This window comes from Spongiivirga citrea (assembly GCF_010671565.1).
Taxonomy (GTDB): domain Bacteria; phylum Bacteroidota; class Bacteroidia; order Flavobacteriales; family Flavobacteriaceae; genus Spongiivirga; species Spongiivirga citrea.
In genome coordinates this window covers 160,763-186,061 of sequence record NZ_JAABOQ010000001.1, presented here as the reverse complement: position 1 = coordinate 186,061, position 25,299 = coordinate 160,763, and the positions used below count along the sequence as shown (strand labels likewise).

Here is a 25,299-nt window from a genome sequence, read left to right as displayed (position 1 = left end):
TATCAAAATGACCTAGATCAATTTGCTATTTTTTTATTAGAATTTTCAAGAATACTAATTGCCTGATGATCCGAAACAGATGAGAAATCATCATAAGACTGTCCAACAGCCCTAAAGTTAGATGGTATTTGCAAACATAAAATTTCATGAATGTAATCAGATTCATTCAGTCTATCCATTGCCGATTTTGAAGCAACAGGAATAGCTACTACAATATTGTCTGGCTCGCGCTCCGAAACCAGTTTTACGGTTGCTAGTAAAGTACTGCCAGTAGCTACACCATCATCCACAATTATGACAGTTTTATTTTTTAGCAATTGAGGTTTAAGGTTTTTATAGTATTGATTATGTCTATGTGATAGTGTTTCTCTGATTCGTTTTATCTCTTCAATAATATAGTCCTCAGAAACTCCAATTGTTTGATTTAGAATGTGACCTGTTAGACTTACTGCACCAATGGCATATTCTTTGTTATACGGGTGCCCTATTTTCTTTGTCAGCACTACATCTAACGGTGCTTGCAGTGTTTTGGCTACAACCTTCCCAAGTGGCAAACCACCACGAGGGACTGCCAATACTACAACATCTTCATTTTTATAATGAAGAAGTCTTAAAGCTAACTGCTTTCCAGCATCGGTTCTGTTCTTGTACATTTTTAATCAGTTTTGGTGATAAGCCAGGAGAGCAATAGTTAATTCTCTAGCTTTTGTTAAACACTTGCAGGTTTTTCTATTAAAAAAACCAATAATTATTTCTTGATCAAGGTAGTAGCGAGGTTTTGAAATAGAAATGATTTTAGTCAACAAGCTAATTAACTTTTAAGTATATCATGACCCTAATTGATATTTGTCATTTTTTGAGAGCTAGTGAAATGATACTTTTAACAAACGACCTAAAATAACTAATAATGGAAAATAGATCATTAGACTTTTTATATGTAATCATCATATGTTTCGCGTTGGCTTATGGATTACTTATCCTATTATCAAATTTATTTTTATAAAGCCCATAGGCTTATTTATGTTGATTTGAAACCAGAAAGTGGATATACTGTCGATGTGATAGTATGTCCTTTTTTATTGAAAATGTACCAATAATGAGATCTTACTCCTTAGTTGCTATCATTCTACTATGCCTGGCGATATTAACAGTCGATATTCTTACATTTTATTGGTTGCAGTCTATTACCCAGTTAATAGCCTCCTCGCTATTTATCAAACTTATTAAAGTAGCCTTTTGGGTATTTAGCATAGGACTAATTACCGCTATCTTAGTGTTAAAAATTCGGCTCGATAGTATTTCTACTAGACGTAAGCATCTACTAATATCTTCTTTGTATGGACTTACTGTTTCTTCATTCATCCCAAAAATTATTTTTGTAATTGTTATTACAGTGCTTTATGCAACAAACTATGTTCTTTCTGACAAAGAATCGTTAATAGCAATACCCTTAGTGGGATTGTTTTCCGGCTTTCTTCCTTTTTTTGTTATTATCTATGGTGTTTTTAGATCCTTGTATCGATTTAAAGTTCATCGTGTTCGGCTTGCGTTAAAAGCCCTGCCTAGAAGTTTTGACGGATTGCGCATCGTTCAAATCTCCGATATACATTTAGGGAGTTTCAATTCTAGGTATCACATATTTGATCGTGCCGTGAAATTGATCAATGATTTGAATCCTGATCTGATTTTTTTTACTGGAGATTTGGTAAATAATTATGCATGGGAATTAAAAGGCTGGAAATCGACCTTTGAACAATTAGTTGCTAAACAAGGGAAATATGCAGTTTTGGGCAATCACGACTATGGTGATTATAGTGAATGGAAATCAGACGAAGATAGGCTTGACAATTTTAATGCGATCAAAATTTTCATCAATGAAATTGGTTTTAAACTATTGTTAAATGAAGCAGAAATCGTCAATAACAATAACGAGCAAATTGCTATTGTTGGCGTTGAAAATTGGGGAAGCCCTCCTTTTAAACAATATGGCAATTTAGGTCTTGCGATGATTGGAGTAACGCAAATTCCTTTCAAGATATTACTATCTCATGATCCCACTCATTGGAAAGAAGAAGTTGCCAAAGCTACTAACATAGACTTGACACTTTCTGGACATACCCATGGAATGCAAGCCGGAATTAACTTGAAAACCAAAAAATGGAGTCCTATTAAATATAAATATGAGCACTGGGCTGGGTTGTATGATTCAGGAGATCAATATTTATATGTTAATCGAGGCTTAGGCTGGTTAGGATTTCCTGGGAGACTGGGTATGCGACCAGAGATTACATTTATAGAACTTAAGACAGCATAGTGCCATACAGTTCATTTTTTTAGAGCAACTATGCTTTGCTACTGATTTTAATCATTTAATAGATAGCCCGCCTTTTATACCTTGTTTAGTATTAAATGTTGGACATGAATGATAATAACAGTTTCATACCGCTGGATGTATCTAATTCTATTTGGGAGCATTTTTTTACGGTAGCTCCATTAGTAGTTGTAGGGACCAAAGAAGGCGATGGATATGATATGGCGCCTAAACATATGGCCATGCCAATCGGTTTTGAAAACTACTTTGGATTTGTTTGTACACCTGACCATAGCACATACACTAACATAAAATTACATAAAGAGTTTTCGGTTAGTTTTCCATTTCCCGATCAATTAGTATTGACTTCTTTGAGTGCATTACCAAGAGTAAAGGGAATTTCAAAATTCGATCAAATTATTAGCACTTTACCGTCGAAAAAAGCTAATACTATAGATACACTGCTAGTTGCAGAAGCATATTTGCATTTAGAATGCAAACTGTATAAGATTATTGATGGTTTCGGAAGCAATAGTATCATTACTGGCAGCATTATAGCAGCGAATGTGCATACTGATTATTTAAAAATTTCTGAAAAAGAGGAACAAGAACAACTTAAGAGTAATCCGCTTTTGGCATACATAGCTAATGGGCGTTATGCGGTGATCTCTGAAACTTTCAATTTCCCATTTCCTAAGGGGTTTAATCGATGAAAAATGAGGTAGACATAGTAAGAGAAATTCAGCAATATTTGGAAGAGCATCATGATGAGATGATTGCTTTTTTGACTAAGCTAGTTCGGTTAGAATCACCATCTGGTGAGATCACTTTGCAACATGAGATATTAAATGTTCTTAAAGAAGAATTGAATGAGTTAGATTTTTATACACTGCATATTCTAGGTAAAGAAACAGGAGGGTACTTATACGCACGACCAATAAAAAGGGAAAAGAGAATACCAATACAACTTATTATTGGTCACTGCGATACTGTTTGGCCCATTGATACAATTGTTGAGATGCCAATAGAAGATAAAGCACAAAAACTGAAGGGACCAGGTATTTACGATATGAAGGTTGGTATTACTCAAATGATTTTTGCCTTAAAAGCAATAAAGGACCTATCGTATCCTACCAAAGTATTACCTGTTCTTCTTATTAATTCTGATGAAGAAATTGGAAGTAAGGAATCAACAATAGCAATTAAAAGGCTTGCAAAAATTGCAAATAGAGCATTCGTATTAGAGCCACCATTAGGGCTTGATGGAAAGCTAAAAACGGCAAGAAAAGGAATTGGTCGTTTCATAATAAAGGTAAAGGGTAAAGCATCTCATGCAGGATTAGACCCAAAAAAAGGAATAAGTGCAATAGTGGAGATGTCCCATCAGATACAAAAGCTTTATGCAATGAACGATTTTGAAAAAGGAATTACTGTAAATGTAGGCATGATCGAAGGAGGGATTTCCCCTAATGTCATAGCACCAGAAAGCAGGGCCGTAGTAGATGTTCGAGTATTAAATGAAGTAGATGGAGATCTTATTTCCAGTAAGATAAAGCAATTAAGACCTCACCTTGCTAACGTAACACTTGAGATTGAAGGCGGTATTGGTAGGCCACCGATGGAAAAAAATAGCCGTAATACTGATTTGTGGAATATTGCTAAACAAAAGGGGGCATTGCTTGGTATTAGCCTTGAGCAAGCAACTGCAGGCGGGGGTTCTGATGCAAATACTACAAGTCAATTGACAGCGACCTTAGACGGGCTAGGAACCCCTGGAGATGGAGCACATGCAAGTCATGAATATATTTTGAAGAATAAGATGGTAGAGCGAACTGCATTATTGACCCTACTACTTTTAGAAGAACCACTAATTAATTAGATCATGAATCATCGCTATATTTTTACTTCATTAACTCGAATTTCTGACTTAGCTGAAAAAGGATTCACTGTAAAGAAGCTGAAGAAAAATCAATGGTCAACAGGAGATTATGTTATTTGTGAAATAATAGATGCTGGCAGTAATACGTTAAGTTTAGAGCTGCCAAATGGCAGAATGCGCGGGGTAATAGGGGGAGAACATCTTATAGGAGCTTTGGGAGAACGATACGCCACCCTTGAAGCAACTGGAACTTGGAAGAAAGTAGAAGAGGATTTAACAATGACTGTACTTACTGGAGCTGGCTTGCTCGGTAAACTTACTTCTAAGTCGGTTTTCATACCTAATATGATGCAGGTAGTCTATAAAGGGCATGCTTTTAGAAATGGTGAAAAACTAACAATGGATCACTTTGTTGCTAATGTAAAAGAAGTAAAATTTAATACACCCCTAGTTCTTTTTGTTGGTACTTCGATGTCTGCGGGTAAAACTACTTCAGCTAGAATCGTTACTAACCTTTTTAAGTTAGCAGGATTAAAAGTAGTGGGTGCAAAATTAACAGGTGCAGGTCGACTTAAAGATATATTGGCAATAAAAGACGTAGGAGCAGATACAGTATTGGATTTTGTTGATGTTGGTCTGCCTTCAACAATTTGTTCAAAGGAAAAATATAGAACCAAGTTGAAACAATTGTTAAGTAGAATTGAACAGCAAAAAGCAGATATAGCTGTTGTCGAAATCGGTGCATCGCCTTTAGAACCGTATAATGGCAACATTGCTATTAATGCGATTCGAGAACAGACTAAATGTATCATTCTAAGTGCTTCAGATCCTTATGCGGTTTACGGACTTATGAAAGCATTTAATATTGTACCCGATATCGTTTCGGGTATATCAACAAATACCTTGGCCGGAAGGAATATGGTCGAAGCAATGTGCAATGTGAAAGCACTTAATTTAATAGACCCTTGCACAACCGAAGCATTGAAAAAGGTCTTATCTAATAAAACAGGTTTTTCATTCTCTCTGGACAAAAATACCCAAAACTGACACTTTAAAATGCTGAAGCCTAGTTATCTTAATCGTTGTTTGTTTTGAATTGAAGGTTCTATAATCAACTAAATTTCTACAAAATCGGATATCCCCTTTTAAATAACAAAGTAGTATTAACCAATATTCAAACTTGGTATTGCCGTTTTACTTGTGGCAATAATGCAATAAAAAATATACTTAGTGCCAAAAACACATAAAAGGTATGTAGAAAGTGAACGCCATTAATAAGAAGCATTTGGATCTGTATCCATATTATTAGAACAATGGCCTGATAAATAACAAAAGACCAGGACCAGTGCATATCCTTAAATGCATTAAATCGCTCTGCTATTTTTGAGTTCGGTTTTTTTAAAAGAGCAATAATCACTAGAAAAGGGGCTATGCCTATGAAAGTAAATAGTAACATACCCGGAAATAGGAAATTACTAAATGGTGATGTTTCCAGTATCCATTGCGGTATGCCAAGAAGCTGACCTGAGGGAGATAACATAAGTAAGGCCCCACTTACAGCTGCGCCTAAACCTAAAAATACTAGTAGCGATATTAAAAGAGTCGTCCAGTTACTTTTCATTTCACACTAGTTCAGAATTTTTTAATTACACTACCACTAAGTACGATGTGGTTTAATTTAATTTCAGAATTCAAATTTTCAATTATTAGATCTCTTGAAAGTGATCGAAAGCCCATTTGAGGTCTTAGATACCATGTGCTGCTCCCAAGGGCAATTTCTATTCCTGCGCTAATTTCCCACCCTAATCCATAGTCCGATTCTGAAAGTATATCACTATTCGTATCCTCTAATTTTACCTTGTTGTATATGCCACCAAATCGAGCAAAATAAGAAAGGTTAGTTTTGTTAATTAGGTGTGAATAATCTAGGCCAAATGTAAAACTAGATATATCAAGATCGTTTCTATTTCTATCTATTTCAGTTGCTCTAAAGGTATTCCAACTCCAGCCTGTATAAAGCCCGAAATGCTCTTCAAATTTGTAAGACCAGCTAATTTCGAACCCAAACCCTACTTGAGAATCTAAGATATCTAAATCCTCAGTTGCAAAATTCATACCTGGTCTAAACTGTAATCCCCATTTTTCTTGCGCATCAATTGTTTGATATAGTAGCAAGACAAAAACAGAGATGATTATTCTTTTTATTGTATTCATAGTAGTACTTTTTGCACTTTTGATAGCTTATCTATAAGCTCTTTACAACCTCCTTCATTTAGATATTCAGTATGGTCCTCAACTGATTTAAATTTTCTACCACATATTTCACTACATAACATTATGTTACCAGTAGTTTCTTTGAATCTTTTCAGGATTTTTTTTGCTGTAGGATTGTTAAAAAAAGGAGGTTTTTTTTCGGGATTAGCTTTGCACCAATCAAGCATTTTCATCCAAATAGCTGCGCTTAATGCTCCACAGGCATTTCCTGTTAACCCTAATCCTCCAGCAAAGCCTGCGACGGTAGTACATTGTTCATCATTTCCTCCCATTTTTCTAACAACCTGTGATGCGCAACTATTAACTGGGCTAATGGTATTGTCATTTCCTTGTGATAATGCATTTTCAGCTACTTCTATCGCTTTGGGCGCCCACTCCTCAGCTAGGTTAAAACAGTAGGTGTTTTTCATTCCTTTAAGAGTAGTTTTAATCATGAACTTTGCCATACCTAAAACACTAGTAAGATCATATCCAATAAGATCTTTACAGTTAGTAGCGCCAGATGTTTCTACAAATGATTGAATTATATTTTGGGTAGCTTTTATAGCAACATACATGGCTTTTTCAGAATCTTCAAATTTGCGGAATGCTGCTGCCCCAATTGCCAAACTGCTACCCCATAGCATACCACACTGATGTCCTTGATTCATAATACCACCAGCTAGCGGGTTTAAGGCTATTTCTTCATTGATTTGTACCTCGTCAAATTCTCGGTTTAATATATGCGCAAATGTTCTTGAACAAGTGCCGCATTTTTTAAAAATTTCCTTAGCGTCATTATGTGTTCTTATTGTGTTATTCATAACTATAAGGTTGAAAAGCTTAGCTTCTACTGGAAATAAAGGATGAAAGAACTAAACCGACTCCAACCCCAATAATTATTGAAGCGGCCATTAATATGGGGGCTGTTTTTACAAAAATTAATCCAACGCCGACCCCGATCATTGTGGCCCCACCTATTGCCCAAGTACCTTTTTCATTTTCCCAGGGGCTTTTATCATTTTTTTCAGTTTTCATGTGATTGTGTTTATGCAGTAGTAAGGTAGTTTAAGAAGGAAAGAAACTAAATGACGAATGTCATCCTGGAGAAAAACGGATTCGGGCTATCTCGGTTAATCTGGTTTAATAAGGACGTATAATATTTAAGCGATCATTTCAGTACTTGTATAACCTAGAGAAATGTTTCTTATCAATGCCTTCAAGACTTTCTCGTTGAATTATGATAAAGCGATCATTTTGTAGTGCTTTTATATAAGAGGCAGCTTGAAACTCAGATGCGCCTAAGCCTCGTAATACGCCATAAATACCATTGGATAGTTCTGCTATTGCTTTTCCGTTTACTTTGTTTGCCAATATTTTGGAAATAGGACCAACAGAAAATAAAATTCCCACTTCTGCTGTGTTGTGATAGTTAAAGTTTGGCTGCGATTTTAAAATACGCTTCCAAGTTTGTTTTTGTTTGTCTATAATAGCTTCAAGCTGATGTTTTTTCGTTTCGGATATATTCAGCTTTCCTAAAATTGAGGTATGAAGCGATTTGGTTTTGTGCTTAATATTATCTTCAAGCAGAGCAACAACTTCTGGCATACTATCAACTATTTGAATATGTATGCTCTTCTCTTCGCTATGTAATGAAACCGTATTCATGATGCCTGATACTAGGATGATTTACACCATTTGTAAAGCACAAAATTAGTATTGAATCCAGTTTTTTTAATTGATATTCATCAACTGGCATCATTTTCAATCAATGAACCAAATTATAGTCAGCGATATGTTGTAATTTTTCTTTATTAAGTATTATTATTTTTCGAAGTGATCCCATTTTTATAAGCCCTTCACTTCTAAACTGCGATAAGGCTCTTACCGCTGTTTCAGTAGCGGTACCTATGAGTCCGGCAAAATCATCACGAGGTATTCCTGCTCCGTGATCATCTTCATATTTCAGGATTCCCTTATCAGCTAGTTCTAGCAAAGCTCTAGCAGCTCGCTGTCGCACTGGAGTAAAGGCCATGTTTATTAAATGATCTTGAATTTCAACTAAATCATTCGAAATGATATTTATAAACTTTTGTGAAACAATGTGATCCTGACCAATAAGTTTAAGGAAGTCTGATTTCGGAATTTTAAATACCTCTAATGCTTCTAAAGCTGTTGCAGTTTCTATGTAAGATTCTTTTTTGCTTAATATTGATAATTGTCCAACGAATTTGCCAGGGCCATACATTCCCGTAACAAATTCTTTACCCGTTTCTGTGGTTTTATAGGTCTTAAGACTCCCACTTTTGATATAAAACAAATTGTTTGCGGGATGTCCTTCTAAATAAACATCCTCACTACGTTCATAATTGGCAATGTCATATTTTGTTGAAATTATCGTGTCACCAAGCAAGTCAGAGGCTTCTTTGATAAATGCATGAATGCCATCAAGGTTTTTCTCAAATTCTTTCTTTAAAAATGTGTTTTTATCCAATCGGCAATTAATCGCATCTAATAACTCGCTTGCTTCAAAAGGTTTTGTAAGATAGTCGTCTGCACCTAGGTTCATACCTTTTCGCATATCGCTTTTTTCTGATTTAGCAGATAAAAAAATAAAAGGAATTCCGCCACTTTGAGGGCGATTACTAAGATATTCTAGCACTTCATATCCATCCATTTTGGGCATCATTATGTCGCAAATAATAAGGTCTGGACGTTGCTGCATGGCTTTTTGTATACCTTCTTTGCCATTAGTTGCGGTTATGGCTTCGAACCCTTCCAGTTTTAAAATATCCGCTGTGTTCTCGCGGACATCGATGTTATCTTCAATTATCAGTATTTTTTTCATGGTGTTTTTGGTTTATGGGTAATTCAACAATAAAGGAGGAGCCAACATTTAATTTGCTGCTAAAACTGATTTTTCCCTCAAGAATAGTAACGTAGTTTTTTACCAGGAAAAGCCCTAAACCCGTGCCCTGTGTATTGCCTGCATTTCCCGCCCTGAAGAAACGTTTAAATAGATTGAGTTGTTCTTTTTCTGGGATGCCTATACCTTGATCTGTGACTTTTAATAATAGATTTGAGCCTTCGTGCGATATGCCAATTTGTATTTCAGTACCAGTAGAAGAGTATTTAATGGCATTTGATAGCAAGTTAATGAAGATGTTGCGTAAAAGCTTTTTATCAATTACAACATCAAGTTGGTCGACTTCTTTATCAATTTTTATGGTTTGACCTTCCTTCTTCATTGTAGCGATCTCGCCTGTCAACTCAGTTATAAATGAAACGATTTCAATTTTTTCTGGTTTTACAATGATTTTCCCCTCTTCTAGTTTACTTAGCGATAGAAAATCATTCAGAATACTCATTAAGGTTTTTACATTCGATTTTATACGTTTCAAATATTTTACCCGACCTTCATCAAGTCCTAGTTCTCTTAATTTCTCTAATAAGTCAGCCGAAGATAAAATAGCACTAAGCGGAGTTCTAAATTCATGAGATGCCATTGAAATGAATCGAGATTTTAACTCGCTTAATTCCTGTTCTTTTTTCAAAGCCTCAATAATCTCTAATTCAACCTCTTTTTGAGATGAAATGTCAGTATAAACAAACAGTGCCGCAATTATGATATCCTCATTAAAAAGCGGTGTTGAGTTAACGGAGTATGTTTTGTGCTTATAATTAGTTTGGAAGGATAAATGCTGGCCTTTAAGTGTATTCTCGACGTTCTCTTGAATTTTTAACAGTTGTGATTGACTAAACACTTGCAGATCATCAATTTTTAATCCTAATAATTCATTTTTTTTAAATCCTATTGTTTCTAAATCTTCACCCTCTGCAAATACTATAGTATGATTCGTGTTAACAACCACCATTATTCCTTTTGGGAAATTGCTTCCTATCGCATTTAATAAGGCTTGATGTGCAATAGCTTCGTTCCTAGCGATTTTGGCCAAAGCCATTTGGTCCTCTAACTTTAAGTTCGATTCTACTAATTTCTGTACAGTGCCCGCAACTTCTTGAGTGCGGTCCTTTACTTTTGCTTCTAATTGAGAGGAATAGTTTTGAAGCTTTTCTCTATTAGCTTTTAGTTCATTATTTGTATTAAACTGTTCAATCGCGATACTGATAAGTCTAATTAGATCGTTTATTAGTGCTTTTTCCTTGATACTTGGTTTTCTTTCATTTGTGCAATAAGTTGCAAAAACACCAAGTAAATCATTGGTGGTCGCTAGAATAGGATAAGACCAAGTGGCGAGTATATTGTCATCGAACCTTGGTTTTTCGAATGCTTTACAAGAGTAATCTTCTTTTAAATTGGTGAGTATAGTTTCTTTTTTTGATAGAGCGGTTCTTGAGCAAGCACAAGTGCAGCCATTTTTATCTCTTATTGTTATTCCATCGATTGTTTTGTTAACCTCGCTGGGGAGTTTCGATCCCGAAAGATTGTATAATAAGTTTTGTTTAGGGTCGAGTATTAATATTGCAGATTTACAATCGGATACATTACTATCAAAAATCGAACATATTTGATCGCAAATGCTCTTTAATGGTTTGTGAAGTGTAATCATTTCTAAACTAAGCTGAATAGAATTTTTCAGCAGTTCCTTTTTTTTCAGTTCAGAAGTATCAATTGTAAATGCTATTGCTGTAGGCTTGTTGTTCCATCTCATTGGACTAAGACTGACATCAATTGGAAAAAGACCACCATTTTTTTTAACTCCGTGTAGATCGAGCCCTATGCCCATGGAGCGAGTCTTTGGATTAGCAATGTATGACTTCCTAAGATCCTTATGTTTTACTCTTAGTTTCTGTGGTATAAGTTGTTCTATTGTTAACCCCTCAAGTTCATTTTTATCATACCCAAACATTTTTTCAGATGCAGGATTTGCTTTTAAGATAATGCCGAATTCATCTACTACCAATATTCCCTGGGTGACAGTTTGGAAAATAGTTTTATATACATCACTATTTAACGCGATATCATTCATCATTTTTATAGTAATAACATGCCATTTAAAATCGGCCTAAATGTATTTTAAACAGTATAGTATTACTATGATTTTGGTCATACTTCTATTACGTCTAAACTGAATTTTATGTTAGATAATAGAATTGAGGAAATGAACTTTTCAGCATAAAAAAGGGGAGTCTATGTCAGTCATAGACTCCCCTAAAAAACTCCAAAACTATTGTATCTCAATCACCTTATGTTGGGGTTTTAAGGCACCTTCTTTTTTTGCCAAGTCAAAATGTAGAATACCATTTTTATATGTTGCAGTAACTTTTTCCTGTTTCACGCTTTCAGGAAGCATAAGAGATCTTTCGAAGCTATCGTAGCTAAACTCTTTTCGAGTGTATCCATCTTTTTTATCCTCCTTCTTACTTGATTTTTTTGCAGAAATATTCAGGTTTTGATCATCAATAGTTACCTCAAAATCCTTTTTGGAAAAGCCTGGAGCGGCTAATTCTATTTCAAAATGATCATCGGCTTCCTTAATGTTTAGAGCAGGAGTGTCCTTTTTTTGCAACCAAAAGTTGTCCTCAAAAAAGTCATCCATATCAATGAATTGTGAATTCATTAAACTTCTCCATGGTCGTCGTCTTCTCGTTTTTAGTAGTGTCATATCGTTCAATTTTAATTAGTAATGCATTTCAAATAATAAAATTAGAGCGCAAACGGCATACTGAAAATGATCTGTGTCAATAGTGCCCTTGTTGAAGTAATTATGAGTTGATAAGGGTCATTTAATAAGCAGTCTGCGCATTCTAACTTCGAACTGATTTTTTAAGGTAGAATTCATAATAACTAAAAACTTAGATCATGAAAAGAATTATAATAACAGTACTGGCATTTGTATTTGTGGGAAACGCCTATAGTCAGATTGTCAAAGAAGAAAAATTGGCTGAAGTTGTTGTTACAGCTGTTAACTATAAGTATGTAAATCAAGTTGGAACCAAAGATGCTGCTTTACCGGTAAAAATGTTGGAGCGAAAAGTGGCTAATTTCGATTTAAAAAACTCGGATATTTATAATGATGAGTATGATTATTATACAGTGTCTTTTTACATACCTGATGGTAAGATTGTAGCGGCTTATGATAAGGATGGTAAAATTATCAGGACTATTGAACGATTTAAAGATATTAACTTACCGCAAGAGGTTCGAAAAGCATTAGTTAAACGCTTTCCGGGATGGGAGGTTGAAAAAGATGTTTACAAAGTCACTTATGGAGAAAAGAAGGGCGCAAAAAAAACATATAAGATTAAACTTAAAAATGGAGATAAAAAACTTAGAGTAAAAAGTGATGCCGAGGGAAACTTCTTGTAGTGCAATATTTCTTCTATAAAGAAATAAACCACGCTTAATTAGCGTGGTTTATTGATTATTGTGATCGAGACAGGATTAAATATCCAAAAGCGTTCCGCTTTGAAAATAAAAACCTCACAAAATAAAAAAGCAAGCTTTATTATTTCGCTTGCTTTTCATTTATTCGTGATCGCGACAGGATTCGAACCTGTGACCGTCTGCTTAGAAGGCAGATGCTCTATCCAGCTGAGCTACGCGACCGGACCGAACGCTTGTAAAAGACCCTGTGGGTCTTTTGCAGTGAGGTGCCAGCTGGTGCGCTGGATTCTCAAAGTCGCCAAGAGTAGCGTTTAACTCCTGAAATTTTCAGCGACAGGGCCAGCCGATGCGATGGCCTTTGAATCGCTATACTTATTAATTGATGAATAACTTTAATTTAAGAAGCTATCCGAGCTAATTTTTCGGCTGCAAATATAGGATTTAATATTTATTTGCCCTTTACAAATTTTAATTTTTTATAAAGGATTTTACTTCTTCATAAAATCTCCTGAGCGCAGGTTGTAAGGAAATCTTCGTAACCATCGGAGCATCAATATTCATACTTTCACTTTCGAAAGACTTTAGCCCAGAAACGGCTAACTTATTTTTATTTTCTAATCTATTTCCAAGATAAGAAGCTTTTCGAATGCTTTCCATCCAGTTCTTCCCTCTTGTTAATGAATCTGATACTTCTAACTGACTTTCTATTGAAATGTCAACATTATTTATTTCATTTTGAAGTACAACTGCAATGCTTTCGACAGTGCTATCTGCAGTTGGTTTAATACCTTTTTCATCAAAAAGAAAATCATTGTTAAAAGTGACAACCACATTCCCGTTTCCTGAAGTAACTGCAGCATTAGATCCTTGTACATTTTGTAGTGCCTTATTTAGCTTTGTTACCAAAACCAATACTACAGAGTCACGTGAATAAAGTGATTTATTAATAGCCTCTAACTGCATGTCTTTTTCTTTCATGCTCTCAAGAGACTGCTCTAAATTGGATGACTTCTGATTTGAAAGCGCAGTAAAACTTTCAATATTAGTTAGTAAAGTGGCATTGGTGTTTTTAAGGTCTTCAACTTGTGCCTTAAATGAATCCGCTTTTACCTCTGCCGTGCTTACTTTTCGCTTTACCGCGTAGAGTTCGTTGGTTACACTATCTAATTGCGCTTTTAGCTCCTCTTTTTGCCGTATCAACTCCTTTTTATTCTGAGCGAAGGAAACTGTAGTGATCAACAATAAAATGATACTTAATGTAAAAGTCTTTTTCATACGTATTTGCTATAAAATCGCTGCTAAATTAACCATCCAAATGAATAATTCAATAGCCACCTTTATTTAATGTGAACAAGACAATTAACAACTTACTCTAGTCGCCTATAATTTTCTGAGGAAATTCGGACTCCCTCTTCGCCCACAGTAATCTGGGTAAATGTATCTTTATCTATCTGCAGCTCAAAACTAAACACCCTCATAGTATCAATTATTTTTAGCATTGATGCTGAACCGTAGTCTAGAGTTTCGACCAACTCATCTTCGGAATTTGTGTAGGTACCATAGCCATACCATTCAATTGAATCCATAGGTACTTTACGAGACCACATTACTTTATTACCACTATAAATTTTGATCTGACGATAGCCTTGTGACATCGGTACTGTATCAGTAACATTCTCTCCGTCGTAGCTATAGTAGTTAACAAGTTCCCATGCACCTTCCATCGATGGGGTAGTACTTATGTTAACATCTGTTTCTGTCAAGGAGACTTTCTCTTCTTTTTTCTGGTTGCATGAAACCAATAGAAAAAGGAAAGTAGTGAAAATTGCAAGTGCTTTCATGGTTTAAGGCGTTTATGGGTTAATGATCTAAATAGTAGCCTTATACAAGATACAAAATAATTAACTAAGCCGTTCTAGGTCCTTATAGTGGAGAAGCTAATTTTGACTATATCCAATGTTTTTTAGTCTATAGTTAAACGAAATAATACAATTATGAATGTTGATAAATTGAATGTAAGTTTTTGATCAAAAAACCTACTTTTGTCTTATAAAGAAGAAACTATTATGTCTGATACAGTAGAAAGAATAAAATGCTTAATTATAGGAAGTGGTCCTGCAGGTTATACAGCCGCAATTTATGCTGCTCGTGCTGATATGAAACCGATCATGTATACTGGTATGGAGCCTGGTGGCCAATTGACCACCACAACTGAAGTCGATAATTTTCCGGGATATCCTGAAGGTATTGATGGACCTACTATGATGGTGCAGTTACAACAACAGGCTGAGCGTTTCGGAACTGAGGTTCGTATTGGCATGGTGACTGAGGTTGATTTTAGCGACGAAGAAGGCGGAATTCACAAAATTATCGTCGATGGTAATAAGCAAATAGAAGCAGAGACAGTTATTATTTCAACTGGTGCAACAGCTAAATATCTAGGATTAGAAAGTGAGCAACGTCTTCGTGGAGGTGGAGTATCAGCTTGTGCTGTTTGTGACGGATTCTTTTATAAAGGTCAAGATGTTGCCATAGTTGGTGGTGGTGATACAGCTGCAGAAGAAGCTACTTATTTATCTAAAATTTGTAATAAAGTAACCATGTTAGTTCGTAAAGATCACATGCGTGCTAGTAAAGCGATGCAACATCGTGTTACAGCAACCCCAAATATTGATTTACGATACAATACTGAAATCGATGAGGTTTTAGGTGAGCAAGTAGTAGAGGGCCTACGCATGGTTAATAATCAAACTGGAGCAAAAGAAGAAATCGAGATTACTGGATTATTTATCGCTATTGGTCACAAACCAAATACTGATATTTTTAAAGGCCAGTTAGATATGGATGATACCGGATATGTTATAACCGAAGGTAAGACCACAAAAACGAACAAACCGGGTGTATTTGCATCTGGCGATGTTCAAGATAAGGACTATCGTCAAGCGGTTACAGCTGCAGGAACAGGATGTATGGCGGCCTTAGATGCAGAACGCTACCTTTCTAAAGTAGAAAGTGCTGTAGAAGCTTAGATTTATTTTACAAAATATTACTGTTATTGACAGTTGACTAACCGTAATAATCATTGATTATTGCGGTTATTTTTTTGATATCATCTGAGCTATGGTATGCACTCATAACAATTCGATGTACTTCAGGAGAATGTTCGTTCGGATAAGGAAAATTAGTAATGATAATGTCGTTCCTAAAAAGATGATTGACTAGACGCTTGTCTTGGAAACTATAAGTAGGGTAGTGGGGCATATAGCGAAAATGGGATAAGTACTTTAATTCATTATTAAAAAGTTGAATAGTACTTTTTAATTTTTGAAGTCTTTCTTGATAAATATGTTGCGCATTGCTATAGGTCGCCATAAAAGCCGGACTCGCTGGACTAGACGCTGCGAACCAAGGCGATTTTTTGATTTGATTTATTGTTTTTTCTTTTCCTAATATCACACCAGCCTGTATTCCGAATCCTTTACCCATAGATGCGCAAACCAACAATTCTTTTACTTTTAAATGAGATAAATGATTGTAAATGCCTTCGCCATAGTTTCCTACAAGTCCAATTCCATGTGAATCATCTACAACTAGAATAATGTTGGCTAAATCGATGTTTTTTAGCCAGTTAAAGTCAGGGTAGTTCGCCCCGTAAAAATCGATGGCATCGCAAAAAATCACAACTTGTTTTTTGCTTTTAGAAACTTGATCTATCAATTCATCAAAAGATGTGCTTATTTTGGTATTACTGCCTAATAGTGCTTCATGTGTTTTAGGTGCAAAAAAACAGTCATAGGTGTCATCATCGAAATAATTGGAGACTAACTGTCCTGCTAAAAAACCAGAGCTTAGTGTAATTGCTTTTTCCGCTTTGCAGGTGTTTGCAAGTAGTTCCTCAGCGTCCTCATAAATACTGAATTGTAAATTGGCTTTTCGAGAGGCTCCGTGATTAGAGCCATATTGTTTAATGGACTCAATTAAAATGTCTTGAAATTCAGCGAGCGTCTGTAAGCCTAGATACGAAGTGCCTCCAAAATAAAGGAACTCTTTTCCTTTAATAGAAATGGTTCTATCAGGTGCGTTATCGACGTTAAAACTGCTCATAATAAGTGAATACCACTACCTCCAGTTTTAGGAAAAATTAAACTACCATCGGCATTAATTTGTATTCCGGAGGCAATATCTTCTTTTAGTAATAAAGCTCCGTCCATATCAACATAATCTAGTTGAGGTGTTAGCTGTGCTATGGCAGAAATGCCAACACTGGATTCCGTCATACAGCCGACCATTACTTTTAGATCCAATGATCTTGCTTCAGTGATCATTTTTCTTGCTGGTGTAAGTCCACCACACTTCGTTAGTTTGATGTTGATTCCCGTGAAATGGCCATGGCATTTTGAAACATCTTCAGGTAGAATACAGCTTTCATCTGCAATAATGGGTAATTGAGATGCATTGATGACCGATCGCATGCCTTCCCAATTAGAAGCCTTTAGCGGCTGCTCGATAAATTCAACTCCTAAGTCTTTTAAAGCGGAACTGTTTTGAATAGTTTCTTCTGCTGACCAAGCACAATTAGCATCAACGCGAAAAATAGCATCCGTATGTTTTCGAAGTTCGGTTACAAGCGCAACGTCATCTGCGGTACCCAGTTTAATTTTATAAATAGGCCAAGGTTGTTCTTTCATTTTTGCAACCATGGTATCTACATCAGCAATACCAATTGTAAAGTTGGTAATAGGGTACTTATAACTAGATGTTCCCCAAATTTTATAAAGAGGTTTACCTAATAACTTTCCGTAAAGGTCATTTGCAGCAAGATCTAAAGCGCACTTGGCAAAGTTGGTCAACTCTAATGAATTTAATAGCTCATAAAAATTATCGGGGTTGGTAAATTCATGTTTTTCAATCTCATTTCTAACTGTATTTATCTCATTTTCTAGCGAGCCTTGCGTAATATTATAGTATGGATTTGAAGTAGATTCACCATAACCAGTAACACTATCTTCAGAAAGACCAACCACTATCGAATCTTGAAAATCATGGGATTCGCGAGATATGGTAAATGTGTGTTTAAGTTGAAGTCTATACTTTTTTAGTTGAAGCTGCATGCATGATGATATTCTTTAATAAAAATACACCATTTTTTCATGAAAATTATTTGATAGTACTTTGATTCTCATACAGGAAACGAGCTGCTGCATCTCCCATTTTTCGATGATCATGGCCAGAATTTGGCACTACATTTATAGACCAGTTAAATGGAGTGTTCATGTTTTTAGAGAGTTCTTCGGCAAATTCATAGAAGTGTTTTCCTCTCGAAAGCCGCCCTAATCCTTGTTTATCGACAGTTGCAGAGCGTAACAATGTGCCTCCCGTTTCATTTTCATCATCTTGAGCGCCTAAATAAACAACGAGTTTGTTTTTAAATGAGACTTTCAAATTTTCTTCATTTAGATGAGTGTCTTTAATACCAAATGGCAATGCTGTAGATGTATCTGGCATCGTATAAAAACCCGAATTTGCAGCGATGATATGGTTGGCTTTGTTTTCTGGATAGAATAAAACGAAACGATGTAATATCTGCCCACCAGCTGAGTGCCCAAAAATATCATAGGTCGTTTGATTAGAATTTGTGGCTTCTACCACTAACTCAAATATTCGATCGAAATCATCAAAAAGCAATGTTTTCGCATCGGTATTGATTTCGAAGCTAAATTTATCTTCATCTAATGTGACATTGTTCGAGTTGTTTGCATAGGTGATACTTTCCCTCATATTGGGATTGCTAATCAATCCACCGAGATGATAGTCTTTAAAAGCGTAATAATTTTCGGGATACTTGGGCGAAATCACCAAAACCCCATACTTTTCTGATTCCTCTATCCAAGCATCTCGATAGCTATCACCATTTCTACCAGCCCCTGGAACTACAATTAAAATTTTAGATTCTGTAGTGAAGTTTTTTGGTTTATGATAAAAAATCTGGATTGCTCTTCGTTCTGCTTTTTTAGTATCTTCTATAGTAAAGCTACCCGAGCCCGTATTAAGCTCAATATTCTTAGTAATTAAATCATCGAAACTTGGGGTTTTACTTTTAGCGATTAAATCCATCTTACAATGAGGGCAGGATCCAGATTCTGTAAAAGTTAGGAGATCACATTCTTGATCACAAGGCTGACAAACGTATTCACCTTTTTTGGTATTGCAGCTGGCTATTAACAATAAAATTAGAACTAAGCTTAATCTGATTTTCATTTTTAAATTACTTAAAAATCCCCTTACCATCTTTTAGAAAAAGACCATAAGGGGAACACTAACTAACTACATTGGTTGGTTGTTATTGCTATTTTATTAAATTTTTTCAGGCTTTCGCACCAGCCAAGTCATACCTTTTCGGATGACTAGATAGCACAGCGCGAATAAAGCAGCATATACAATACCTATAATAATTGGTAATACTGCTCCGAAAGTGAAGACCATGCCAATTATAAAGCCGACTAAAAACTCTGACTTATACAAGGGTATAAAGAGAGAGGCTACTATTAGCGACAATGCGAAATAATGCAGATACGCCCAATCTTGATTAAACCCTATTGAAAAACTAACTGCCACTATTAACCCTAAAATGAAAAGTAACCTACTTTCATAAGGCACTAGCTGCCAGTTATTTTTATGTATTCTTTGGCGGCTCCTATAAATTAGGAAAAAGCTCACTAAAGGAACCGTAAGCAGTCCCCACCAGTTTGAAAAACTTGGTAAATTAGGATCGTGCAAAAGGTAGTGCCTTGGTATACCATCGTGATGGTAATCCCATGCTAGTTGACAGCTAAATAAAATAAGTACAACTAATGGTAGTATATACTGAAGCTTATCTAATGTTTTGGTTTTCATGATTAGTTACAGTATTGGTTTACTGCTTACTTACACTGCCAGAAGCCGACTTGTTTTTAGAAATGCTTTTTGGTTCACCTCTATAACGAATATCACCACCACTACTAGCATCGGCAATTAATTTACCACTAACACTTACTAAGATATCCGACCCACTACTAGCACTTGCATTGCAGTCCTCTACATTAAAATCAGATGCTTTAATATCACTACCACTACTGGCTTCAGCAATTAACTTTTTTGCTTCACCAGATAGTCTAATGTCTGCTCCGCTGCTAGAATCAGCATCTACTTCGTTAGCACTTACTTTTACGATTAAATCAGCACCACTACTACTCTTTAGTCTAATAGTTTCTGTTTTGATGATGTTTTTAGTAATTAAGTCTGCGCCGCTAGATGCTTCTAAGGCTTCGATAACAGGCAGGGTTACGTAAACTTTTTTAGTAGCACGGCCTATGTTTTTATCAGCGTGAATTCGCAATCTTCCGTTGTCTATATCTGTTCTGATAAGTTCCATGATATTCTCATCAGCTTCTACTTGAATGGAAGCTGTTTCTCCTTGAGTAACGTATACATCAAGTCCTTCTTGAGCACTTATTCGAGTGAATGATTCTGACGCATTTCGATCTTCAGAAATTACATTACCGTTGCCTCGTTCCCCTTCGCCTAGATTAATATCGAAAGCACAAGAGCTTACCAAAAGCGAAAGTATAATACCTAAAATGAATTTTGTTAATTGTGTCATGACTGTTGTTTTTTTGATTGATTATAATTGATGTTAGTGTTTTAAAATTATTCTTCAATGTCTGTTCGAGCGCAGTCGAGAACTATCTATTACTGCTTATATGTGAAAGGTTTCGACTGCGCTCAACCGGACATTGTTTTGATTTGATTATTTTGATTGATGTGTTAAAAGTATATATGGTTTAAACAATTAAATAGTAATATTGACTGAATTGTCATTTTATGCCGACCGATTGTAATTAAGAATCAGTTTTGATCTGAGCACCATCTTCATCGATTTTTAGTTTGGAATCTTTTGTTTCCATTCGAAGCCCGTCTTCATCGATTTCAAGGTCAAAATTGTCTTTTTTGATTTTTACTCCATCTTCATCGATCTTGATGCCTTCTTGGTCTTGATCCCAATCATTGTCTTTGTATTCCCAATCTTCATTTTTAATTTCTTCAGGACAATCCTGACAGTCGAAAGTATCTTTCTCAACTTTTAAAAGATAGTCGGCATAGTCGCGCTTGTACTCGATACCACGATAACTCTGACTAAAGCGATTAAACCTTCGGTCGAATGTTATATGAGTGCCTTCAGGCAAATACAATACAATATCGACTTCTTGATCTCTAAATTTCTCCTCATAAGCTGCGGTCAAATATGTATTTAAAATCAGTTTATTATTTTCAACTGCATAGCCATAGTTAATTACTTCGGCATGTGTTCTTGCATTTCGACGGCTACTTCCGTGTGCACTCTTGGTTATTCTAATGCTTGCATTTGGTTCGTCAGTTGATCTAACAACAACCCGCACATCATTAGAGTAAATTACTTTATTATCGTTATCATCATATTCGACGCTAAAGTCGTTATAATGATATTCACTATAAACGTCATTAAACTTTTGGTTCATTTGAACATAAAGCGTATCCCTTGCAGTAAAATTAAGCTCCTCTGTTTTTGAGATATCGCCTTGATACGCACGCTCAGTACCCTGGCGAACTCCTAATACCGCTAGAATAATAACTGCTACAAACCAAAGACCAAGTAAGATTAACTTTGCTGGAGTACCTATTGATTTCAAATTGCTTATTAGGAGTTTTAATCCTAGTAACAAGATGAAGAAAAATGGGATACCAACAGCAAAGATCGTTAGCAGGCTTACTACCCATAAAGGAGCACCGATGTTTGCTAGTTCTACATAGTCCATCCAAGGAGCATCCATAAATCTAAAAGTACCAACACCAAAGAAGGCGACAATTAAACTAATTAGCATGGCAGCACCTACGATAAGCAGAATAATACCTACAAACTTACCTACTACCTTAAATCCGAATTTAAAAATTGAAGCAAGGGCATCAAAAAATGTTTGGCTACTACTTTTCACCTTATTACCATATGATTGGTAATCGACACTTTTTACTTTTTCAGAAACATCATCAAAACCCTCTTTGATCTTTCGTTCTATATTTGAGATGTTAACTGGCTTTCCCCGCATACTCAGCTTCTCGCTGGTCGTCGCTGCTTCGGGCACAATTGCCCAAAATAAGATGTATATTAAGATAATTCCACCACCAGTGCTTGCGGCTAGTATGACCCATAAAATACGAACCCATATAGCATCAATACCTAAATAGTGTCCTAGTCCTGCAGATACACCACTTATATATTGCTTATCTGTATCTCGGTACAGTTTTTTTGATGGCCCAGATTCTGAACGATAGCTCGAAGATTTTTGCTGAGGTCCGTCTTCAAAAATATCATCATCAACCAGATAATCTTCTGGCTGGCCCATGATCTCGATCACATCATCGACATGCTTAGAACTAATTACCGTTTTATCGTTTTGCATTTTCTCAGTGAAAAGCTCGGCTATTCTAGCTTCGATATCACGAACGATCTCATCTCTACCTTGAGAATCTGTAAACGACCGTTTTATCGACTCTAAATATCTTGATAACCTTAAATAGGCGTCTTCGTCAATGTGGAAGAAGGTACCTGCAAGATTTATGTTGACTGTTTTATTCATTGCTTGTTGTTTTTTGGCTTGTTACGATAGTGACTGCATTGTGTAATTCTTGCCATGTGTGGTTTAACTCGGCCAGAAATTTTTGTCCGATCTCGGTTAATTGATAATACTTTCTTGGTGGCCCTGAAGTTGATTCTTCCCATCGGTAATTTAATAAACCAGCATTTTTAAGCCGGGTTAATAATGGGTAGATCGTTCCTTCAACCACCAGCATTTTTGCGTCCTTAAGTGTACCGAGTATTTCTGATGCGTACTTATCTTCATCTTGAATGATCGATAAGATGCAATACTCTAACACTCCTTTGCGCATTTGTGCTTTTGTGTTTTCTATTTTCATCTGTTCTTTTCTGTTTTATAAACTACCAATTACTTGATGAGGGTAATACTGGCTGTTTATGTAATTCGGTTTTAATACCGAATAGGTTAAACTGTTTTGCTCTTGCCTTGATCCCTTCTCCGAAAAAGGAGAAGGAAGCAAGAGGTCTTTTGATTGATTAAAGTTGTACCTTAAATATGGTTGATGAGGCCAGGTACTTTATTGTTGTAATTGATGATCATAACTTAATTCTCGTTTTAATTTCCATTTTTTGTTTTCTAATATCCAGACATGTGTGAATTTTGCAATGTCACCCGGTACGTAGACCCCATCATTATTTAGTGACGAAAAGCTGTGTTCTCCGTGTTGGATAGCGCCATACAGCACCCCGTTTTTCCTTAAAGGAAATACCTTTAAACTTCCTGGTATTAATATTCTTCTGGCTGGCTGAGGTTTATTCATATCGCGTTGTACACAACTTTCTTTTACCGGCTTCAAAAATGTATCTCTACCCTTTGTAATTCCACCTTTGTCGTGGTAAAACTCAAAGTCTTCTACAAAAAGATTTTCTAGATATGCAGTATCACAAGTACTAAAAGCCGCATTGAATAATAAACTGTCTTGCACACGCAAAGTTTTATATAAATCTGACTTTTCATGCATTTGCGCATTACCAAATCCGGTAATACTTAGCAGAAATATTAGTACGTACTGTTGCTTTTTCATGTTTTGTTTATTTAATAAAATTAATTGCAAAACGATAGTTATACACTTCTCCTTTGTTGGCTTTAATAGTGGCCATAACCGTTGAAAAAATATCTAAAAGAAATAACCCTAAACTAAAAAGTAAGATTACTAGTATTAGTAAAAAATTCCCTCTAACATCTCTCCAATTATCGATCTTGAATTCATGAGTATTGTGCTCAGCAAGATCAAAAACATTAAAAATGTCCATAGAGAAATGAAAAAATAGGGGTACGCTAATAATTCCAAGAGCAATACTATATAACAACAAACTAATTTGAAAGTTGATAGCATTTTTTCCATTTGCATCAACAAAAGCGGAATCCTTTTTATTAGACGACCATAATACCAAGGGTAAAATGAAATTGCCAAATGGGATAAAATACTTTGAAAAAGTACTTAAGTGAATGATTGCACTTAAATTTTGTTGATGTTGATTAACGGATGATTCCATGATTAACGGTTCGTTTTGTTTATTCGAATAATACTATTCGTTTTGATTGATGATGAGTGCTATATAGTACTCGCTTATGCAAATATATGTCTAAAAAAAGGTATTATGCAATACATAGTACTAAAAATTAAGAATAATTTAACATTTTAAACTATCTATATATTACCTATTTTAGACGCTTAAAACTCGGCTAAATGAAGATGACCCCTAGAAATATCAATATATTCAGCGCATTTAAATTACCATCAGGCTGGTTGTGTGGTGTGCGAGTAAAAAGTATTGATGCTAAAACCTGTGTTGTAAGTATTAAACACCGTTGGATTAATCAAAATCCGTTTAATAGCATGTTTTGGGCAGTGCAAGGTATGGCTGCGGAAATGGCAACGGGAGCGATGGTAACCGCAGCAATTAGAAATAGCGGACGCAAAATTTCCATGTTAGTACAAAATAATAATGCTAATTTTTCTAAAAAAGCTACTGGCCGAATAACCTTTACTTGTAATGATGGCCATTTAATTGATGAAGCTATTTCTAAAACTATCGAAACTGGAGAGGGACAAACTGTTTGGATGAAGTCGGTTGGCGTTAATCAAGATGGAATAGTGGTTTCTACCTTTAATTTTGAATGGACTGTTAAGTTGAAATAATCTTTTAAATAATCTACTGCGTATTCGAAAAAGGCAAATTGTAAAAAATAAGCCTGAAAGTTTGAGGAGATCAGCTAAAATGCTGGCATAACAAAAAAGGAGCGATACTTTTTTTAGTACCACTCCTTGCAATTTATAATAGTTAGGAATTATTAGATTTAGTTTCCTTCACTTAAGGAAAAACTACCATCTCCATTAAAGTTAGTCACTACTATAGTAACAGTCCATATTCCAGAAACTCCTTGACTTGTTACACCGCTAAAAGAATCAGGCTCAGCTCCTCCTTGGATTGTTCTATCTAAAACAATAGTTTCTTCAGCATCTCTTACAATCATCTGAAAATTTCCATCAGAAGTAGCTGTGATATCTGCATTGTAATCAGCGGTAACAAGGTTGTTGTTCCAGCTAAATACTCGTGTTGCAGAGCCTCCATTACCAGTAAAACTAGCATCGACGTCACCATTAAAATCTGAGGTGTCTCCAACTGTAAAATCAGATGGGCTTGCTGTTAACAATGTTCCGTTTACTGTAACATCTGCAAATACATTATCATCATCACTATTACAGCTTGTCATTAAAACCAATGCAAAAGCAATTGAAAACAATTGTATTGTTTTGGTAGTTATTGAAAAATTTAATTTAGAAAAATTCATGTTAAAATTTATTATGGGTTCTACATAAATAACAACTCAAACG

General features: G+C 35.5%; 28 protein-coding genes and 1 tRNA gene. 7 read left to right on the top strand and 22 right to left on the bottom strand.

The annotated features are described in order from the left end of the window. Window positions 1-17: 17 nt before the first annotated feature. On the bottom strand, window positions 18-653 hold the full coding sequence (locus GWK10_RS00870; RefSeq protein ID WP_164029010.1) for a phosphoribosyltransferase: 636 nt from the start codon (window positions 651-653) through the stop codon (window positions 18-20). 443 nt (window positions 654-1,096) lie between these two features. On the opposite strand from GWK10_RS00870, the gene GWK10_RS00865 reads away from it, so the two are divergent. From GWK10_RS00865 to GWK10_RS00850, 4 genes are all read left to right on the top strand, one after another. Further along, a complete protein-coding gene (locus GWK10_RS00865) occupies window positions 1,097-2,314 on the top strand; it encodes a metallophosphoesterase (protein WP_164029009.1) in 1,218 nt (405 codons plus the stop codon). Between the two features lie 104 nt (window positions 2,315-2,418). After that, complete coding sequence (locus GWK10_RS00860; RefSeq protein WP_239540655.1) at window positions 2,419-3,024, top strand: flavin reductase family protein; 606 nt, start codon at window positions 2,419-2,421, stop codon at window positions 3,022-3,024. Continuing rightward, window positions 3,021-4,190, top strand: coding sequence for a M20 family metallopeptidase (locus GWK10_RS00855; protein WP_164029008.1), 1,170 nt, complete (start codon window positions 3,021-3,023; stop codon window positions 4,188-4,190). The genes GWK10_RS00860 and GWK10_RS00855 overlap by 4 nt, the downstream gene beginning before the upstream one ends. 3 nt (window positions 4,191-4,193) lie before the next feature. Then, window positions 4,194-5,237: a hypothetical protein gene (locus tag GWK10_RS00850; protein ID WP_164029007.1), complete on the top strand. Its 1,044-nt coding sequence runs from the start codon at window positions 4,194-4,196 to the stop codon at window positions 5,235-5,237. A gap of 127 nt (window positions 5,238-5,364) precedes the next feature. Here GWK10_RS00850 and GWK10_RS00845 read toward each other — a convergent pair whose 3' ends face one another. The 8 genes from GWK10_RS00845 to GWK10_RS00810 form a co-directional block, all read right to left on the bottom strand. After that, window positions 5,365-5,811, bottom strand: coding sequence for a hypothetical protein (locus tag GWK10_RS00845; RefSeq protein WP_164029006.1), 447 nt, complete (start codon window positions 5,809-5,811; stop codon window positions 5,365-5,367). 11 nt (window positions 5,812-5,822) lie between these two features. Next, window positions 5,823-6,404 (bottom strand): outer membrane beta-barrel protein, encoded by a 582-nt coding sequence (locus GWK10_RS00840; protein ID WP_164029005.1) that lies wholly within the window; start codon window positions 6,402-6,404, stop codon window positions 5,823-5,825. Further along, complete coding sequence (locus GWK10_RS00835) at window positions 6,401-7,267, bottom strand: C-GCAxxG-C-C family protein (protein WP_164029004.1); 867 nt, start codon at window positions 7,265-7,267, stop codon at window positions 6,401-6,403. The genes GWK10_RS00840 and GWK10_RS00835 overlap by 4 nt, the downstream gene beginning before the upstream one ends. 19 nt (window positions 7,268-7,286) lie before the next feature. Beyond that, window positions 7,287-7,481 (bottom strand): hypothetical protein, encoded by a 195-nt coding sequence (locus GWK10_RS00830; protein WP_164029003.1) that lies wholly within the window; start codon window positions 7,479-7,481, stop codon window positions 7,287-7,289. A 138-nt stretch (window positions 7,482-7,619) separates the two neighbouring features. Continuing rightward, entirely contained in the window at window positions 7,620-8,111 is a 492-nt protein-coding gene (locus tag GWK10_RS00825; protein ID WP_164029002.1) for a hypothetical protein, read from the bottom strand. A 100-nt stretch (window positions 8,112-8,211) separates the two neighbouring features. Continuing rightward, window positions 8,212-9,291, bottom strand: a complete 1,080-nt coding sequence (locus GWK10_RS00820) for a response regulator (RefSeq protein WP_164029001.1) — start codon at window positions 9,289-9,291, stop codon at window positions 8,212-8,214. Beyond that, window positions 9,269-11,437 carry a PAS domain S-box protein gene (locus tag GWK10_RS00815; protein ID WP_164029000.1) on the bottom strand — a complete coding sequence of 723 codons (2,169 nt, stop codon included), beginning with the start codon at window positions 11,435-11,437 and terminating at the stop codon, window positions 9,269-9,271. The genes GWK10_RS00820 and GWK10_RS00815 overlap by 23 nt, the downstream gene beginning before the upstream one ends. Window positions 11,438-11,632: 195 nt before the next feature. Next, a complete protein-coding gene (locus tag GWK10_RS00810) occupies window positions 11,633-12,070 on the bottom strand; it encodes an Hsp20/alpha crystallin family protein (RefSeq protein WP_164028999.1) in 438 nt (145 codons plus the stop codon). A 197-nt stretch (window positions 12,071-12,267) separates the two neighbouring features. On the opposite strand from GWK10_RS00810, the gene GWK10_RS00805 reads away from it, so the two are divergent. Next, window positions 12,268-12,774, top strand: coding sequence for a nicotinate-nucleotide adenylyltransferase (locus GWK10_RS00805; protein ID WP_164028998.1), 507 nt, complete (start codon window positions 12,268-12,270; stop codon window positions 12,772-12,774). 166 nt (window positions 12,775-12,940) lie between these two features. Here the strand turns inward: GWK10_RS00805 and GWK10_RS00800 are convergent. The 3 genes from GWK10_RS00800 to GWK10_RS00790 form a co-directional block, all read right to left on the bottom strand. After that, window positions 12,941-13,014, bottom strand: a tRNA-Arg gene (locus GWK10_RS00800). Window positions 13,015-13,260: 246 nt separating this feature from the next. Beyond that, window positions 13,261-14,067 (bottom strand): PspA/IM30 family protein, encoded by an 807-nt coding sequence (locus GWK10_RS00795; RefSeq protein WP_164028997.1) that lies wholly within the window; start codon window positions 14,065-14,067, stop codon window positions 13,261-13,263. A 92-nt stretch (window positions 14,068-14,159) separates the two neighbouring features. Then, the gene (locus GWK10_RS00790) at window positions 14,160-14,633 is read right to left on the bottom strand and encodes a hypothetical protein (protein ID WP_239540653.1); all 474 of its coding nucleotides are present in this window, start codon (window positions 14,631-14,633) and stop codon (window positions 14,160-14,162) included. A 225-nt stretch (window positions 14,634-14,858) separates the two neighbouring features. On the opposite strand from GWK10_RS00790, the gene trxB reads away from it, so the two are divergent. Then, window positions 14,859-15,821, top strand: coding sequence for a thioredoxin-disulfide reductase (trxB, locus tag GWK10_RS00785; protein ID WP_164028996.1), 963 nt, complete (start codon window positions 14,859-14,861; stop codon window positions 15,819-15,821). Window positions 15,822-15,858: 37 nt separating this feature from the next. On the opposite strand, the gene GWK10_RS00780 is transcribed toward trxB, so the two are convergent. The 9 genes from GWK10_RS00780 to GWK10_RS00740 form a co-directional block, all read right to left on the bottom strand. Further along, window positions 15,859-16,896 (bottom strand): aminotransferase class I/II-fold pyridoxal phosphate-dependent enzyme, encoded by a 1,038-nt coding sequence (locus GWK10_RS00780; protein WP_164028995.1) that lies wholly within the window; start codon window positions 16,894-16,896, stop codon window positions 15,859-15,861. Next, the gene (locus tag GWK10_RS00775; RefSeq protein ID WP_164028994.1) at window positions 16,893-17,903 is read right to left on the bottom strand and encodes a dipeptide epimerase; all 1,011 of its coding nucleotides are present in this window, start codon (window positions 17,901-17,903) and stop codon (window positions 16,893-16,895) included. Before GWK10_RS00775 ends, GWK10_RS00780 begins: the two co-directional genes overlap by 4 nt. Before the next feature lie 46 nt (window positions 17,904-17,949). Continuing rightward, entirely contained in the window at window positions 17,950-19,050 is a 1,101-nt protein-coding gene (locus tag GWK10_RS00770) for a hypothetical protein (RefSeq protein ID WP_239540651.1), read from the bottom strand. 96 nt (window positions 19,051-19,146) lie between these two features. Beyond that, window positions 19,147-19,686 carry a hypothetical protein gene (locus GWK10_RS00765; protein ID WP_164028993.1) on the bottom strand — a complete coding sequence of 180 codons (540 nt, stop codon included), beginning with the start codon at window positions 19,684-19,686 and terminating at the stop codon, window positions 19,147-19,149. A gap of 19 nt (window positions 19,687-19,705) precedes the next feature. Continuing rightward, complete coding sequence (locus tag GWK10_RS00760) at window positions 19,706-20,431, bottom strand: head GIN domain-containing protein (protein WP_164028992.1); 726 nt, start codon at window positions 20,429-20,431, stop codon at window positions 19,706-19,708. A gap of 238 nt (window positions 20,432-20,669) precedes the next feature. Next, window positions 20,670-22,442, bottom strand: coding sequence for a PspC domain-containing protein (locus GWK10_RS00755; RefSeq protein ID WP_164028991.1), 1,773 nt, complete (start codon window positions 22,440-22,442; stop codon window positions 20,670-20,672). After that, window positions 22,435-22,779, bottom strand: a complete 345-nt coding sequence (locus tag GWK10_RS00750) for a PadR family transcriptional regulator (RefSeq protein WP_164028990.1) — start codon at window positions 22,777-22,779, stop codon at window positions 22,435-22,437. Before GWK10_RS00750 ends, GWK10_RS00755 begins: the two co-directional genes overlap by 8 nt. Before the next feature lie 198 nt (window positions 22,780-22,977). Continuing rightward, window positions 22,978-23,484, bottom strand: coding sequence for a nuclear transport factor 2 family protein (locus GWK10_RS00745; protein WP_164028989.1), 507 nt, complete (start codon window positions 23,482-23,484; stop codon window positions 22,978-22,980). Window positions 23,485-23,491: 7 nt separating this feature from the next. Further along, on the bottom strand, window positions 23,492-23,956 hold the full coding sequence (locus tag GWK10_RS00740; RefSeq protein ID WP_164028988.1) for a DUF4870 domain-containing protein: 465 nt from the start codon (window positions 23,954-23,956) through the stop codon (window positions 23,492-23,494). A gap of 194 nt (window positions 23,957-24,150) precedes the next feature. Between GWK10_RS00740 and GWK10_RS00735 the strand changes: the two genes are divergently transcribed. Then, window positions 24,151-24,603: a DUF4442 domain-containing protein gene (locus GWK10_RS00735; RefSeq protein ID WP_164028987.1), complete on the top strand. Its 453-nt coding sequence runs from the start codon at window positions 24,151-24,153 to the stop codon at window positions 24,601-24,603. A gap of 158 nt (window positions 24,604-24,761) precedes the next feature. Here GWK10_RS00735 and GWK10_RS00730 read toward each other — a convergent pair whose 3' ends face one another. Further along, a complete protein-coding gene (locus GWK10_RS00730; protein ID WP_164028986.1) occupies window positions 24,762-25,256 on the bottom strand; it encodes a hypothetical protein in 495 nt (164 codons plus the stop codon). Window positions 25,257-25,299: the final 43 nt, after the last annotated feature.

What these genes read in the sequence shown, in the direction of transcription:
- GWK10_RS00870 (WP_164029010.1), bottom strand. Translation starts at nt 653, where the DNA reads ATGTACAAGAACAGAACCGATGCTGGAAAGCAGTTAGCTTTAAGACTT.
- GWK10_RS00865 (WP_164029009.1), top strand. Translation starts at nt 1,097, where the DNA reads ATGAGATCTTACTCCTTAGTTGCTATCATTCTACTATGCCTGGCGATA.
- GWK10_RS00860 (WP_239540655.1), top strand. Translation starts at nt 2,419, where the DNA reads ATGAATGATAATAACAGTTTCATACCGCTGGATGTATCTAATTCTATT.
- GWK10_RS00855 (WP_164029008.1), top strand. Translation starts at nt 3,021, where the DNA reads ATGAAAAATGAGGTAGACATAGTAAGAGAAATTCAGCAATATTTGGAA.
- GWK10_RS00850 (WP_164029007.1), top strand. Translation starts at nt 4,194, where the DNA reads ATGAATCATCGCTATATTTTTACTTCATTAACTCGAATTTCTGACTTA.
- GWK10_RS00845 (WP_164029006.1), bottom strand. Translation starts at nt 5,811, where the DNA reads ATGAAAAGTAACTGGACGACTCTTTTAATATCGCTACTAGTATTTTTA.
- GWK10_RS00840 (WP_164029005.1), bottom strand. Translation starts at nt 6,404, where the DNA reads ATGAATACAATAAAAAGAATAATCATCTCTGTTTTTGTCTTGCTACTA.
- GWK10_RS00835 (WP_164029004.1), bottom strand. Translation starts at nt 7,267, where the DNA reads ATGAATAACACAATAAGAACACATAATGACGCTAAGGAAATTTTTAAA.
- GWK10_RS00830 (WP_164029003.1), bottom strand. Translation starts at nt 7,481, where the DNA reads ATGAAAACTGAAAAAAATGATAAAAGCCCCTGGGAAAATGAAAAAGGT.
- GWK10_RS00825 (WP_164029002.1), bottom strand. Translation starts at nt 8,111, where the DNA reads ATGAATACGGTTTCATTACATAGCGAAGAGAAGAGCATACATATTCAA.
- GWK10_RS00820 (WP_164029001.1), bottom strand. Translation starts at nt 9,291, where the DNA reads ATGAAAAAAATACTGATAATTGAAGATAACATCGATGTCCGCGAGAAC.
- GWK10_RS00815 (WP_164029000.1), bottom strand. Translation starts at nt 11,437, where the DNA reads ATGATGAATGATATCGCGTTAAATAGTGATGTATATAAAACTATTTTC.
- GWK10_RS00810 (WP_164028999.1), bottom strand. Translation starts at nt 12,070, where the DNA reads ATGACACTACTAAAAACGAGAAGACGACGACCATGGAGAAGTTTAATG.
- GWK10_RS00805 (WP_164028998.1), top strand. Translation starts at nt 12,268, where the DNA reads ATGAAAAGAATTATAATAACAGTACTGGCATTTGTATTTGTGGGAAAC.
- GWK10_RS00795 (WP_164028997.1), bottom strand. Translation starts at nt 14,067, where the DNA reads ATGAAAAAGACTTTTACATTAAGTATCATTTTATTGTTGATCACTACA.
- GWK10_RS00790 (WP_239540653.1), bottom strand. Translation starts at nt 14,633, where the DNA reads ATGAAAGCACTTGCAATTTTCACTACTTTCCTTTTTCTATTGGTTTCA.
- trxB (WP_164028996.1), top strand. Translation starts at nt 14,859, where the DNA reads ATGTCTGATACAGTAGAAAGAATAAAATGCTTAATTATAGGAAGTGGT.
- GWK10_RS00780 (WP_164028995.1), bottom strand. Translation starts at nt 16,896, where the DNA reads ATGAGCAGTTTTAACGTCGATAACGCACCTGATAGAACCATTTCTATT.
- GWK10_RS00775 (WP_164028994.1), bottom strand. Translation starts at nt 17,903, where the DNA reads ATGCAGCTTCAACTAAAAAAGTATAGACTTCAACTTAAACACACATTT.
- GWK10_RS00770 (WP_239540651.1), bottom strand. Translation starts at nt 19,050, where the DNA reads ATGAAAATCAGATTAAGCTTAGTTCTAATTTTATTGTTAATAGCCAGC.
- GWK10_RS00765 (WP_164028993.1), bottom strand. Translation starts at nt 19,686, where the DNA reads ATGAAAACCAAAACATTAGATAAGCTTCAGTATATACTACCATTAGTT.
- GWK10_RS00760 (WP_164028992.1), bottom strand. Translation starts at nt 20,431, where the DNA reads ATGACACAATTAACAAAATTCATTTTAGGTATTATACTTTCGCTTTTG.
- GWK10_RS00755 (WP_164028991.1), bottom strand. Translation starts at nt 22,442, where the DNA reads ATGAATAAAACAGTCAACATAAATCTTGCAGGTACCTTCTTCCACATT.
- GWK10_RS00750 (WP_164028990.1), bottom strand. Translation starts at nt 22,779, where the DNA reads ATGAAAATAGAAAACACAAAAGCACAAATGCGCAAAGGAGTGTTAGAG.
- GWK10_RS00745 (WP_164028989.1), bottom strand. Translation starts at nt 23,484, where the DNA reads ATGAAAAAGCAACAGTACGTACTAATATTTCTGCTAAGTATTACCGGA.
- GWK10_RS00740 (WP_164028988.1), bottom strand. Translation starts at nt 23,956, where the DNA reads ATGGAATCATCCGTTAATCAACATCAACAAAATTTAAGTGCAATCATT.
- GWK10_RS00735 (WP_164028987.1), top strand. Translation starts at nt 24,151, where the DNA reads ATGAAGATGACCCCTAGAAATATCAATATATTCAGCGCATTTAAATTA.
- GWK10_RS00730 (WP_164028986.1), bottom strand. Translation starts at nt 25,256, where the DNA reads ATGAATTTTTCTAAATTAAATTTTTCAATAACTACCAAAACAATACAA.